Annotated in this window: 12 protein-coding genes; 8 read left to right on the forward strand and 4 right to left on the reverse strand. The window is 37.5% G+C overall.

Translation table 11 applies throughout. From position 1 onward, the window contains the following. Window positions 1-24 precede the first annotated feature (24 nt). From GGQ84_RS00985 to GGQ84_RS00995, 3 genes are read left to right on the forward strand one after another with little or no spacing between them, the layout of a single operon-like run. Window positions 25-1566 carry a BCCT family transporter gene (locus tag GGQ84_RS00985; RefSeq protein WP_429157940.1) on the forward strand — a complete coding sequence of 514 codons (1542 nt, stop codon included), beginning with the start codon at window positions 25-27 and terminating at the stop codon, window positions 1564-1566. A 24-nt stretch (window positions 1567-1590) separates the two neighbouring features. Beyond that, window positions 1591-1920, forward strand: a complete 330-nt coding sequence (locus GGQ84_RS00990) for a UxaA family hydrolase (RefSeq protein ID WP_429157942.1) — start codon at window positions 1591-1593, stop codon at window positions 1918-1920. A gap of 13 nt (window positions 1921-1933) precedes the next feature. Beyond that, the gene (locus tag GGQ84_RS00995; RefSeq protein ID WP_429157944.1) at window positions 1934-3115 is read left to right on the forward strand and encodes a UxaA family hydrolase; all 1182 of its coding nucleotides are present in this window, start codon (window positions 1934-1936) and stop codon (window positions 3113-3115) included. Window positions 3116-3157: 42 nt separating this feature from the next. Here GGQ84_RS00995 and GGQ84_RS01000 read toward each other — a convergent pair whose 3' ends face one another. Beyond that, entirely contained in the window at window positions 3158-4396 is a 1239-nt protein-coding gene (locus GGQ84_RS01000) for a uracil-xanthine permease family protein (RefSeq protein ID WP_429157946.1), read from the reverse strand. Window positions 4397-4692: 296 nt separating this feature from the next. Between GGQ84_RS01000 and GGQ84_RS01005 the strand changes: the two genes are divergently transcribed. From GGQ84_RS01005 to GGQ84_RS01020, 4 genes are all read left to right on the forward strand, one after another. Continuing rightward, the gene (locus tag GGQ84_RS01005; RefSeq protein ID WP_429157948.1) at window positions 4693-6282 is read left to right on the forward strand and encodes an FG-GAP-like repeat-containing protein; all 1590 of its coding nucleotides are present in this window, start codon (window positions 4693-4695) and stop codon (window positions 6280-6282) included. Window positions 6283-6482: 200 nt separating this feature from the next. Beyond that, entirely contained in the window at window positions 6483-7004 is a 522-nt protein-coding gene (locus tag GGQ84_RS01010; RefSeq protein ID WP_429157949.1) for a DUF2062 domain-containing protein, read from the forward strand. Between the two features lie 164 nt (window positions 7005-7168). Beyond that, a complete protein-coding gene (locus tag GGQ84_RS01015) occupies window positions 7169-9070 on the forward strand; it encodes a [Fe-Fe] hydrogenase large subunit C-terminal domain-containing protein (protein ID WP_429157950.1) in 1902 nt (633 codons plus the stop codon). Between the two features lie 31 nt (window positions 9071-9101). Beyond that, window positions 9102-10175 carry a mechanosensitive ion channel family protein gene (locus tag GGQ84_RS01020; RefSeq protein WP_429157951.1) on the forward strand — a complete coding sequence of 358 codons (1074 nt, stop codon included), beginning with the start codon at window positions 9102-9104 and terminating at the stop codon, window positions 10173-10175. 35 nt (window positions 10176-10210) lie between these two features. On the opposite strand, the gene GGQ84_RS01025 is transcribed toward GGQ84_RS01020, so the two are convergent. Beyond that, window positions 10211-11611, reverse strand: coding sequence for a sensor histidine kinase (locus GGQ84_RS01025; protein WP_429157953.1), 1401 nt, complete (start codon window positions 11609-11611; stop codon window positions 10211-10213). Continuing rightward, a complete protein-coding gene (locus tag GGQ84_RS01030; RefSeq protein ID WP_429157955.1) occupies window positions 11589-12299 on the reverse strand; it encodes a response regulator transcription factor in 711 nt (236 codons plus the stop codon). Before GGQ84_RS01030 ends, GGQ84_RS01025 begins: the two co-directional genes overlap by 23 nt. A 179-nt stretch (window positions 12300-12478) precedes the next feature. On the opposite strand from GGQ84_RS01030, the gene GGQ84_RS01035 reads away from it, so the two are divergent. After that, window positions 12479-12709 (forward strand): hypothetical protein, encoded by a 231-nt coding sequence (locus GGQ84_RS01035; protein ID WP_429157957.1) that lies wholly within the window; start codon window positions 12479-12481, stop codon window positions 12707-12709. A gap of 51 nt (window positions 12710-12760) precedes the next feature. On the opposite strand, the gene GGQ84_RS01040 is transcribed toward GGQ84_RS01035, so the two are convergent. After that, entirely contained in the window at window positions 12761-13552 is a 792-nt protein-coding gene (locus tag GGQ84_RS01040) for an ion transporter (protein ID WP_429157959.1), read from the reverse strand. Between the last annotated feature and the right edge of the window lie 15 nt (window positions 13553-13567).

Below are 13567 nucleotides of genomic sequence, written 5' to 3' on the forward strand. Positions count from 1 at the left end.
AAAATTTTAAGGGGGTCTGTTAAAATGGAAAAAAAATTAGATAAACTGTTAATTTCGGTAAGTTTAATTTTCGTTTTATCCATTGTAGCATTACTTTATCTATTTCCCACAGAAAGTGAATCAATGGCAAATCAAATTTTTACAACCTTAACTAATTTATTTGGTTCTATCACTCTGCTGTTTACACTGCTAGGTATTATTTTATTAGCGTATGTTGCTATGAGTAAATACGGGAGTATAAGATTGGGGAAACAGTCACCAGAATTTTCAACTTTTAGCTGGATTGCTATGATGATTTCTTGCGGTCTTGGCTCTGCAACAGTATATTGGGCTTTTATTGAATGGGCCTATTATATAAATACACCTGGGATTGGTATAGATCCCGGATCTCAACTGGCTTATGAAATGAGTGTACCATATAGTATGTTTCATTGGGGTATTAGTGCTTGGACTTTATATGCTTTAGTTGGACTGCCTATAGCTTACCATTTTTATGTTAAAAAGAACAAAGGGTTAAGTTTAAGTGCGGTTGTTAGTTCTATGACAAATATAAAAGCTAATGGCTACATTGGACGATTAATTGATGTTATGTTTATCTTTATTTGCTTTGGTGGTCTTAGTATCACTTTGGGAGTTTCTGTTCCATTAGTCGCAGAGGTATTAGCTACTGTTATCGGTATTAAACCTACCTTTACTTTAAACTTAGCAATTATTTTAGTTTTATCTGCCATTTATTCTTTAAGCTCTTATATAGGAATACAAAGGGGTATGAGAAATCTAGCTGATTTTAACGCAAAATTAGTTATAGTCTTTACAGTTGGTGTTTTAGTATTAGGTCCTACTATATATATTATGAAAAACACAACAAGTTCATTAGGTCTTATGTTTCAAAACTTTATTCAAATGAGTTTATACACTGATCCTGTTGGCAATGGAGGCTTTCCCGAGTCATGGACCATGTTCTATTGGTTGTACTGGATCACCTATGCTCCTTTTACCGGAATCTTTATTGCAAAAGTTTCTCGTGGAAGAACATTGCGCTCTGTAATAGCTAACACTCTTTTAAGTGGTAGTGCTGGTTGTTTTATTTTCTTTGGTGTGTTGGGTAGCCTTTCTATGCAACGACAGCTGGCAGGTTCTGTAGATATGGTGGGTATGCTATCAGCTGGACAAGACAATGCTGCCATTGTACAAGTCCTGCACTCATTACCTTTTGGTTCTATTTTTATGATACTTTTCTCTATCATAACACTATTGTTCTTAGCAACGACTTTGGATGGAGCCGCCTTTACAATGGCCTCCACCTCTACCATTGGGTTAAAAAATAACGAAGAACCCAATCCGTTTTTGAGATTATTTTGGTGCATTATGTTATCATTAGTTCCTTTGACAATGATTCTTATAAATGCTAATTTAGATACAATAAAAACTAGCGCTGTGGCCACTGGTGTTCCTGTCATCTTTATTATGATAGTGATGTTAATAGGCTGGATGAAGTGGATGTTTAATGACTATGGTCACTATTCTACAAGTAAAATCGAAGAAGAATCGTTCATTAAAGAATAATTATTTAGGGGGGATATGTTTTCTATGAAAAAATCAATTCAAATGCATGATAATGATACGGTAGCAACAGTTTTAGATGACATCTCTATTGGCAATGCTGTAAATGTTTTTAATGGCGAAAATAACTTGTTATTTCAAATTGATGCATTAACTCATATTCCCCATGGAAATAAAATAGCCCTTAAAGATATTGAGCAAGGTAGTTATGTAATCAAATATGGTAAAGTTATTGGTAAAGCTGTAAAGGACATCAAAAAAGGTGAACTAGTCCATGTTCAAAATGTTAAAAGCTTAGTAGTAGACATTCCAGCTAATATAAAAAAAGAAATATTGAGACAAATGAATATTAACTAGGGAGGTGTGCTTGGTGAACTTTAAAGGTTATAAAAGACCTGATGGCAGTATTGCCATCAGAAATAAGCATCTCATCATTGCTGTAGATGAATGCTGTGATGGTATGGCAAGAAATATAGCGAAAAATTCCCCCCATACTGTTGTTTTAACAAATGCCCATACTTGTATGTTAGGTGGCAATGAAGAAACCCTCAACCAAATGATCGCTGTAGCAAAAAACCCCAATATAGCAACTGTTCTGGTAATAGCAATGGGTTGTGGTAGTATCTCGCCATCACAAGTCACTGAGTCACTGATTGAACTTAAAAAACCTTTTGATACTATTGTATGCCAAGAGGTGGGAGGAACAAGAAAATCTATAGAAAAAGGCATTAATATCCTCAATAAGTTCCAAGAGTACACTAACTTTTTAGTCCGAGAAGATATTCCTTTAAGTAAGTTGATAGTGGGAGTAAAGTGTGGCGGCTCAGATACTAGCTCTGGAATTGCTTCAAATCCTTTAGTAGGTTCTGCCGTTGATAAATTAGTAGATTTAGGTGCTACGTGTATTGGTGGAGAATTATTTGAACTAATCGGTTGCGAAGATATTTTAGTGCAAAGAGCTTCAACCCCCCATGTGGCAGATAAAATAGTTCAGCTCATAAATAACGAAAACTCTAGATGGAGTATATCGGGTGCAGGAATAGAAACTATGAGCATAGGTAATTATGTGGGAGGGCTTACTACAATTGAAGAAAAAGCCCTTGGTGCTCTTTTAAAAATGGGAACTAAAGAAATAGTTGATATCTTACAAATTAATGATGATTTTATAGATAAGCCTAAAAAACCTGGGTTTTATCTATCAGAAAGCACTATGTTATGTGGTGGATCAGGAGTTAATTTTGCCTCCTTGGGTGCACACCTTATCCTTTGGACCACTGGTGCCGCTGGCTTTAATAATTCTATTGTTCCTGTCATTCGAATTAGTGGCAATAAAGATCTGATCAATGATGATATAGATGTGGATGCCACTGGTATTATTGCAGGTACTGACAGTATAGGTAATCTGACAAATAAGTTGATAGAAAAAATCGTCTCCACGGCTAGTGGAGCACAAACACAAGTGGAGGATCTAGGCGAATCTACATTAACACTTTATCAAAAGGATAAGCGATTAGAAACATTACTAAATTTACGCTGTTGTATAAGCAAATAAAACACAAAAAAGTTTAAGGGCTAGTACTGGCCCTTAAACTTTTTATGTGTTACTAGGTTCTGGTTCGGTTTCCCGATTGGGAAGGATGAACTCATAGACTGCATTTAACAATACACCTGTTATTGCGGCCAAACTCAAGCCCTCTAGAGTAGCAAACTCAGTCAAGGGAACGACTACAATGTTACCCTCTCCTTGCAAGCTAGCAATACCAATTATTAGAATGACGAAGACTACACTTGAATTGCGCAGATTTGATAAATCAGGAGCTGCGTCTACAAGGGTTTTGATACCAACGCTGGCAATCATTCCAAACAAGATAAAGCTAATTCCACCCATTACAGGCTCTGGAATTGTCATGATGAATGCGCCCAGCTTTCCGATAAAGCTGAAGCAAATTGCTATAACAGCAGCTATTCTAATAATTGTAGGGCTATAATTCTTTGTCAAAGCTAGTACACCCGTATTTTCACCATAAGTAGTGTTGGCTGGGCCACCTGCTGCCCCTCCTACTATTGTAGCTAATCCGTCGCCTAGTAGAGTTCTATGGAGACCAGGTTTTCTGAAAAAGTCTTTTCCAACCACTGCTCCGTTCGTAGTAATATCACCGATGTGCTCAATCATGGTTACTAGAGCAATTGGCACAATAATTTTCAGTGCATCAGCAGAAAACTTAGGAGCCATAAAATCTGGGGTTGCAAACAAAGATGCTTCTATTATGGGTGTAAAATCAACTAAATTATAATAGATTGAAGCCAGATACCCGACCCCTATTCCCACTAGCAGTGGTATTAACTTAAGGAAGCCTTTAGCTAACATTCCCGTAAGAATTACAGCAAACATAGTTATTAGTGCAACTATCCAGTGAGTTGAAGCCATGTCAATTGCTACTGGGGATAAGATCAAACCAATGATTATGATAATTGGGCCTGTAACGATTGGCGGAAAAAATTGCTTCACCCGATTTACCCCGACCAAGGCTACAATTCCAGCCATAATTATATAGACCACACCTACTGCTATGATTGAACCGGTAGCGTAGGGCAACCCGAACATTTCTTTAACGGCAAGAATACCAGCTATAAAGGCAAAGGATGAGCCTAAAAAGACTGGAACTTGTCCTTTAGTAACCAAATGAAATATTAATGTTCCAAGGCCTGCAGTAAACAGGGCAACGGAGGGATTTAGTCCTGTGATAAAAGGGACTAAAACGGTAGCGCCGAACATGGCAAAAACGTGCTGGAAAGCCAAGGGCATTGCTGTTGTCAACTGTAAGTTTTTCATGTCAAAAACCTCCTAAAGTGATTTACGGCCGTAGGCAAAATAAAAACCCTTATTAGTGTAACTAATAAGGGTTTAATAGACAAAGTAAGATATATTTTCTTCTCTGTCCCTTATTAGCCTCACTGGACTAAATTAAAGGGTAACAAACAATCATATAAGTATTATTCCTAATTCGCTTCCTTGCTAGTCTCGCTGGACTAACTTAAAGGCCGTCTTATGACATTATAAATTTTCCAAAGCTTTATGTCAAACTTTTTTTAATTACATATAATGTCATAGAACAGGAGGGATTAGAAATGTCTAAACACACACATGAGCACTCTTTTAACTGGACTGGTTATCACCTAGGACCTAATTCAAGAACTGCTGTGGGCGATGTGGATGGAGATGGAGAACTAGAGGCGGTTGCAGCGTGTTGTAGCAATGGAGGGTCAGGGCAGTTGTACTTATTTGCTTGGGACGGTAAAACTTTTACTAAGGCAGCCCAAGCTAACCTAGGTATGATTGAACGCATCTACGTACTGGTAGTAGCAGATGTAGCCGGAAATGGAAAAGAAGATATTATAATTGGAACAGACAATTATTTCTTTATATATCGTTGGATTGAAGGTCGGCTCACCAGGGTTTACCAGAGCAGATACCTAGGTGGGAGAGTTGTAGACATTGCAGTAGGTAGGGTAACCGGCTATCCAGGAAGAGAATTAGTTGTGGCGATTAGAGGCGTGGGAGTAAGAGTGTATCGATGGCAAGATGGAGCTTTCAGCAACCTATGGCAGTTAGATGCCCCTAATGCTAGAGTAGCTGTTGGCAATGTGGATGGAGATGCTTTGGAAGAGATAGTAATTCTTCAAACAGGAAGAGGCCCTGGGAGAGACATAATAGATATATACACTTATAGAGAGGGCAATTTTATTGTAGAGTATAATATCAGACTAAATGTAACCGCTACAGGACCAATAGAGGTTGCAGATTTAACTAGAAATGGAAGATCAGAGATATTCTTAGCTACAGATGGTGGCAGAAGAGTGTTAGTTCTTACGTTTCAAAATCAAGAATTTCAGAGAATAGGAATAACGGATTCCATGCCTGGTGTGGTAAGAGCATTAGCAGGTGCAAACTGGTCTCGTAGGGCTGGGAATGAATTAATTATTGGCCTACACAATGCCATCATAATTTATAGGATTGAGGGGGGTAGGCTAGTTTTAGAAGCAAATATTGAGACTCCTGCTAGAGTAATAGACTTATCCTATGGGGATTTAGATAAAGATGGCAGAGTAGAGATTGTAATAGGAACAGAGAGCGGAGAAATATACTTCCTGCGAGTAATTATTAAAGTAGAGTTACCCATAAGAAAAAAGCCAATATTAATCATTGAGCCCAAAGCACAGTTTTTGGTTCAAGAAAATGTGATGATACCAGAGCGCTTTCCCGATTTGATAAAAGTAGCAAGAGTAGATGCCAAGCCCATTGTCACTAGTACAGATGTGATTCCAAACAAGGTAATAATCAGAGGTTTTTTTGTAGTAGATTTTTTAGTTGTTGTAGAACCTGATAGGAGAGTACTATCCTTTGAGCAAAGAATACCTTTTGTTCACTTTGTTCATATTCCTGGGTTAACAAGAAGACACAGAGTTAAAGTAGATGTGGATGTAGTATACATAGATTTTCGCTTTGACCCTAGATCGCCGCGACAGATTCATGTTGTGATTGTAGCAGAGGTATTTATCTTTGACTACATTGTTAGAAGAGGGGATACAATAAAATTGCTAGCAGATAAGTGGGAGGTAACAGAAGAAGTAATAATAGATATTAACAAATTAGGTAGCAGACAACTGGAACACGGTCAAAGACTAATGACTCCTATATTAGATCAATCAGAAAATTAAATATCATAGTGGAGATTTTTTAAAATTTGCAGTGGAAGACAAGCATAAATTGAAGCACGTAGTAAATAGGATAAGAGAAGCGAAAATTATATAGAAAGTATCTTTAATGGGGATTAGCTTTGTGATAGAATGGGGAAAGAGAAAATCAGGGATTAATGTCGAAATTTATAAAAATCGACGCATAAGGAGACATAGCTTAGATGAAGGAAAAATTTAAAGAAGCCATAAAAAAAATCAAATCGATTACAAAGCTTAAGGGATCACCATATGTAATAGCCATGGGAGCAGCTGTGGGGATTTTCTGGAATTTTATACCTTCACTTGGTGTAGGCCCTTTTCTCTCTATAGGGACAGCCAAACTATTAAAAGCAAGTGGTATAGCAGCGGTAACAATGAATTTGGCCACTGGTCTTTTTATTCCAATAATGTATTCAATGAATATGATGATGGGTCGATTTTTATCTAGGCAGGAGATACATCCTGGCGAAGTAGGGGATGCGCTATCTAAGTCCCTTAAAGAATCCATGGATGTAGTAGAGGAACCATCACGCTACTTTGTTTTGGATAAATTACAGGCTTATTCTACTGAGTTTTTTTTAGGTGGATTTGTTAATGCAGTCATTGCGGCTAGCATTATATATACTACTCTTTGGGGTGTGCTTTCCTTTCGCCAGCAACAAGTCGAAAAGAAAAGGAAAAGAAAGCAGCTTGAAGAAAATTGAGCTTAAGTGCACTGTATAATTCAGTGCACTTAATTTGTACCATAGGAAAGCTCAAACACTTTCTATCAGCATGAGTTAAATGGTAAAATTTGTCTAGTAATTAGGAAATTAACTATGTAAAATATAAAGTAATTGAGATTCTAATTGTACAGGGGGAGAGATATGTGAATGTATTGATAGGTACAGTTGAAGAAAATTGCGCTGGATGCAACAAATGTATTAGGCATTGCCCTGTAGCAGGGGCAAACACATCTCACTTAGACGGAGATGGTAAAAACAAAGTTACCATTGTTCCTGAAAAGTGTATTCACTGCGGGAAGTGTTTAGATGTTTGTGACCACAAAGCCAGATATTATGTAGATGATACAGAGAGATTTTTTCAAGATCTAAAGACCGGGAAAAATATCTCTTTAGTTGTTGCGCCGGCAATTAGAACTAACTACACTAATTGGAAAAAAATGCTCGGGTACTTTAAATCTTTAGGGGTCAACGTAATATACGATGTTTCCTTTGGTGCTGATATTACTACATGGGGGTATCTCAAAGCAATTAAGGAATATAATCTCAAAACCATAATTGCCCAACCCTGTCCTGCAGTAGTAAACTATATCGAAAAACTACAACCAGAACTGATAGACTACCTATCACCCATTCATAGCCCAATGATGTGCACAGCTATATACTTAAAAGATTACTTAAAGATATCTGACAGCATAGCCTTTATTTCTCCTTGTATAGCAAAAAAAGATGAGATAGATGATGAGAACACCGGTAACTACATAGACTACAATGTGACTTTTCAGGAACTCAATAAATACATAGAAACTAATGGAATAGATATTAATAAGTATGATGAACAAGATTTTGAAGATATAGGATGTAGTATCGGCTGTATTTACTCAAGGCCCGGTGGGCTAAGAGAAAACGTAGAGGCAATAATTCAAGGAGCTTGGGTGCGCCAAATAGAAGGACAAGATCACGCCTATGACTACTTAGAAAAATACCAAGAAAGAGCCAAACAAAACAAGGAGACTCCTTTGCTGGTGGATATTCTCAACTGTCTTTACGGATGCAATTTGGGAACGGGAACTTGTAAAAAAGTTGACTTGGATGAAGTAGATTATATTTTAAATCAGAAGAAAAGTGAAAAACTAGAGGAAAAGAAAAATTTCTCTAAGAGAATCGATTGGTTACAGAAATACTTTGAGAAAAACTTAAAGTTAGATGATTTTAAGCGCAGTTATAGCAAGAAAGCATCTGACAAACTACTAGAGCCTAGTGTTGTGGAGCAAGAAGAAATATATAAAAGGCTAGAAAAGTATACACTAGAAGACAAAACTATTAATTGTAGTGCATGTGGATACGATACTTGTGACGATATGGTGAAAGCTATTCATAATAATATTAATTCCGAAATAAACTGTATTTACTATAATAGGCAACTTGTATATAACGAGAAGCAAGAGATAGAGAGTAAAAACCAAGAAGTTGAAAATATGTTGAGAGAAATGGAAGAGTTAAGCCACCAACGAGCTGAACAAGCTAAATTTCTGAAAGAAAATGTAGAAGAAATTATAAGGGCGATTAACGAAGTAGCTAGCGGCAATGAAGAAAATGCAAAACAGATTGATGCTATTTCTCAAGAAAGTATGCATATTTTAGAAAAAGCAGAACGCCTTAAAGCTGATGTGGATAAAATGGAAACTAACTTGAACAAGTTTGCAGAGGCTTCGGATAAGGTTGTTGAGATTGCTGATCAAACAAACTTACTGTCATTGAATGCAGCTATAGAAGCTGCTCGGGCAGGAGAACACGGAAAGGGTTTTGCTGTTGTAGCTGAAGAAGTTCAAAAATTGGCAGAGCAATCAAAGAATATTGCCGAAAGCACAAAATCAGATGAACAGCATATTAAAGAGATGTTCCAGCAAATCACCATAATTTCTCAAGAGCTAGAGTCTAAAATTAATATAATTAGTGGTTCTATTGATAATATATCAGCCTCAACACAAGAAATTTCCGCTAAGGGAGAGGAAATACTGGCGACAGCACAGAATTTAGTTGAATAGTTGTATTTATGTAGAAGATAGGAGTGTTTGAATGGAGTTAGATCCAATTTTAAACTACTTGAGGACACACCCTTTAACCAATGATTTGGCTGTTGCGTTTATAATTTTTATTATCTTTTTAGTTTTCCGAAAGTTGTTTACTAGCTATGTGTTTAAAACTATTTTGGGACTTACTAGAAGAACAAAGTTAGAAGTTGACACTAAACTTTTATTGGCATTTGAAAGGCCGCTTCACGTTTTTTTTGCACTGGTGGGTTTTTTTGCATCCTTGATGTACTTGCCCCTTACAGAGGCACAGGATTTAATAGTACTTCGCTTGTTTCGTTCTATGGTAATTGTATTGATAGCTTGGGGACTGTACAATTTTGTAGATACAGAATCAACTATTTTTAGAGATATTGAAAAAAAGCTAGACCTTCAAGTTGATAAGATATTAGTCCCTTTTCTATCAAAGGGGTTACGCTTCATCATTTTATTCCTAGCGTTTGCTATGATAGCCGATGAATTTGGGTATGATGTAAATGGCTTTATAGCGGGGCTTGGTTTAGGTGGGTTAGCCTTAGCCTTAGCAGCTCAGGATACAGCACGCAATATTTTTGGTGGTGTAGTAATTATTTTGGACAAGCCCTTTACTATTGGGGATTGGATCAAAGCTGACAGTGTAGAGGGAACAGTGGAAGACATAACCTTCAGAAGCACTAAAATTCGCACCTTTGCTCAGGCAATAGTAACTGTACCGAACTCAACGCTAACAAATCAACCTGTGACTAACTGGACTAGAATGGGTAAACGGCAAATTACTTTTAAGCTTGGGGTCACTTATAGTACGCCGTCAGAAAAACTACAGCGTTGTGTGAATAGAATTAGGGATATGCTGATGAAACATTCAGAAATACACCCAGAGACTATTTTCGTAAACTTTGATAGTTTTAACGAAAGCAGTCTAGATATTTTCCTGTACTTTTTCACCAACACTACAAATTGGGGTAATTTCCTCCAAGTAAAAGAAGATGTAAACCTTAAGATTATGGCTATCCTAGAGGAAGAGGGAGTAAGCATTGCCTTCCCCAGCAGGAGTATTTACTTGGAAAAAGAGCAGAGTTAAAAGAGCACTGGACATTTGTCCAGTGCTTTTCAATGTTATTTAGTGCCTTTCAGTGGCAAATGAACTCTTGCTTTAGTACCTTTTCCTAAATCACTTTCTATTTGGATCTTTCCCTTATGTGCTTCCACTAGAGCGTTGACTACTGATAGTCCTATTCCTGTTCCTCCTGTATTGCGATTTCGAGATTTATCACCACGGTAGAAGCGCTCAAAAATGTGGGGTAAATCCTCTGATGAGATACCCGAGCCAGTATCTTCTATCTGGAAAAGCGCCATATGATGCTTTTTTTGTAAGGAGATAACGACACTTCCCCCTGTTGGGGTATATTTTAAAGCATTATTAATCAAGTTTGTAAGTATTTGCTTAACACGATCTTCATCCGCTAGAATCCGTAGAGGTTCTCGCATTTCTTTAATAGTAAGAGTAACCCCTTTCTCACTGAAAGCTGGAGTAAAGTATTGATAAATCCAGTCTAGGAGTTTTTCTGCATTGACTTGATCTAGCTGCAACTGGATTTGCGGGTTTTCTGCTGCAAGTAGTTTTTCAAGGTCATTAACAAGTCGTACTAAACGCATCAATTCACCATGGCTTTGGTCTAATCTCTCTGCTGTTGGCTCCCAAACCCCATCTTTGAAAGCTTCTAATTGACTGCGAAGTGTTGCCAAAGGTGTTCTCAGCTCGTGGGCTAAATCTCCGGTGAACTGTTTGCGTAGTTTCTCATGCCTTTCTAGAGAGTAAGCCAAATCATTAAAGGCTTCAGAAAGTTCTTGTATTTCCTCCGTTTGCTGAGCGTCTGGTTTAATGCGCACTCCCAGATTGCGTCGCTGTAATTGATGAGCAGCATGCCTCATTTGGGTTAAGCCGCTTGTGAGCTTTTTGGAGAGGACCAAGCTAGTGATAACGCTGAGAATGAGCATAGTCAAGGAAGCACCTAAGATGTATTGATTTATGCGCCCTAAAAAGTGTATGTCTGCCTCCACATACTCTTTCTCGTAATAAACTATAACAGTCCCCACCTTGCTATCATTAACCTCTAAGGGGTAAGTATCAGTTAAGAGGTTATCTAACTCTGCCACTTTACTGTTTCTTTCTCTCATCATACTGTGCATATTATGCATCATACCCATGTGTAATAAATTTGTAGAATCCAATATTAGACTTCCGTCTAAATCGCGTACTTGATAAAATAGCATTTCGTTCATGGCTTGTTGATGTAATAGCATAATTGCATTTTCGCCGCTAATAAATTCCTGTTGTTCATATTCGGCTTCAAATAATTCTATCACTTGTTGAATTTGTTCTTGTCGCTTTAGGTTTAAATAAGAGCTAAAAGCATCATGAAGTCCCAGGTGGATAGCGCTACTAATAAAAATAATGCCCGTTAGAGAAACCACTAGGAAGTAAAAGAGAAGTTTACTGCGAAGAGTGCGTAACATCAGGTTTACCTCCGAATTTATAGCCGATCCCAAACACAGTTATAATGTATTCAGGTTTTTTACTGTTTTTTTCAACTTTTTTGCGTAAATTTTTGATGTGGACATCGATACTCCGTTCATAGCCCTCGTAAGTATCCTGTTGGACTTTCTCCAGCAAATCAGACCTTGTGTAGACTCGTCCAGGGTATTTAGCCATTCCTGCTAGTAGTTTGAATTCTATTGGGGTTAGTTCTAGTTCTTCTTTTTCCATAAAAGCCTGGTATCGAGGCAAATCAATTATTAAAGCACCATTGTTAAAGGATAATCGATCCTTTTCTGTTAAGCGCTGAGTTCTACGAAGAATGGCTTGAATCCGCACAACCACCTCCCGGGGGCTAAAGGGCTTAGAAATGTAATCGTCTGCTCCAATTACAATACCTTGAATACGATCTTCCTCGGCAGTTTTGGCAGTGAGCATAATTATTGGAATATCTGAAGTTTGTCGAACCTGTTTGCAAAGCTTTTCGCCAGAGATATCAGGCAACATTAAGTCTAGAACTAAGAAGTCTGGCTTGATAGTTTCTATTTTACTCAAAGCTTCGCTGCCAGTAATGGCAGAAAAAACTTGGTAACCATCCCTTTCTAGATAAGCTTTTAAGACTTCTATAATTAAGGGTTCATCATCTACGACTAAAATTTTTAATGCCATATTTGTACCCTCCGTTTCCATTTATATTGTGTATTTATTATTGCAAAAAAATGTGTAGAAACTATGAATATGTATATTCTTCATGATTTCTTTATAACTGCTACAAAAGTTCTTTACTTCTAACTGTTATTCTGTATGTAGATTGAGATTATATCAAAATTACAAAGGAGTTGTTAAAGATGAAGAAAAAGATATTAAGTTTAGTATTAGCGGGAGCAGTATTAAGTGTTGGTTCAATAGCATTTGCCCAGGGTAATGGGCAGGGAGAAGGCACTTTTAACTTTGGTCAAATGAAGCAGCATATGCAGCAGATGCACTCGGATATGTCGGTGCAGGAGCTTCAGGAAATGTATAGAGCATGTCATGGTACATTAGGAGCAGAACCTAGCAACAACTTTAAGAAAAAATAAAACAAAAGCTTACCCAGTTACTGGGTAAGCTTTTGTTTTATGCTTTGTCATTTACTTTTTCACATTTTCTTTCATCAGTTCTGTCAATTCAGATACTTGCTTTCGCAATTCCTTTAGCTCATTCGCAGTAGCTTCATTCTGCGATTCTTCTTCAGCTTTTTCAACGTTGGCTACGATTACACCTACAAAGAGATTAAAGATAACAAATGTACCTACTAATATGAATCCTACAAAGTACATCCAAGCCCATGGTAGTTGTTCTACAATGGGGCGCATTACAGCACTAGCCCATGATTCCAAGGTGACCACCTGGAATAGGGTTAACAAGGTAGCATGCAGTGTACCAAAGTACTCAGGGGATACTTCTGAGAAGAGCATAGTTCCTAGTACTGCAAAAATATAAAATATTAAACTCAGCAATAGCATGATGTTTCCCAAGGAGGGAATAGTCATCAATAAGGCACTTACTAGCCTGCGCAGTGAGGGGATTACTGAAATAGCCCTGAGCACTCGTAGCAACCTTAATATACGCAAAACTGTTACAAAGTGAGCTCCCACCAGTATGTGACCACTGGCCACTATTAAAAAGTCAAAAATGTTCCAGCCATCCTTGAAGAAAGAACGGTAGGGTTTTGATGCCAAAATCCGTATTGTAATTTCCAAAGTGAAAATCCACAAAAGAACTGTGTCCGCTATTAGGAAAAGATCCCTATTGGGTTCGTAGATTGAAGGATAAGTTTCCATTCCCACAATCACAGCGTTTACTAAAATCAAACCTATTATTGAACTTGTAAATAAAGAGTGATTGACTATTAATAACAACTTAGCTCTCAATGAATCCATTTAAAACCTCCTGGT

This window comes from Desulfitispora alkaliphila (genome assembly GCF_050433185.1).
Taxonomy (GTDB): Bacteria; Bacillota; Desulfitisporia; order Desulfitisporales; family Desulfitisporaceae; genus Desulfitispora; species Desulfitispora alkaliphila.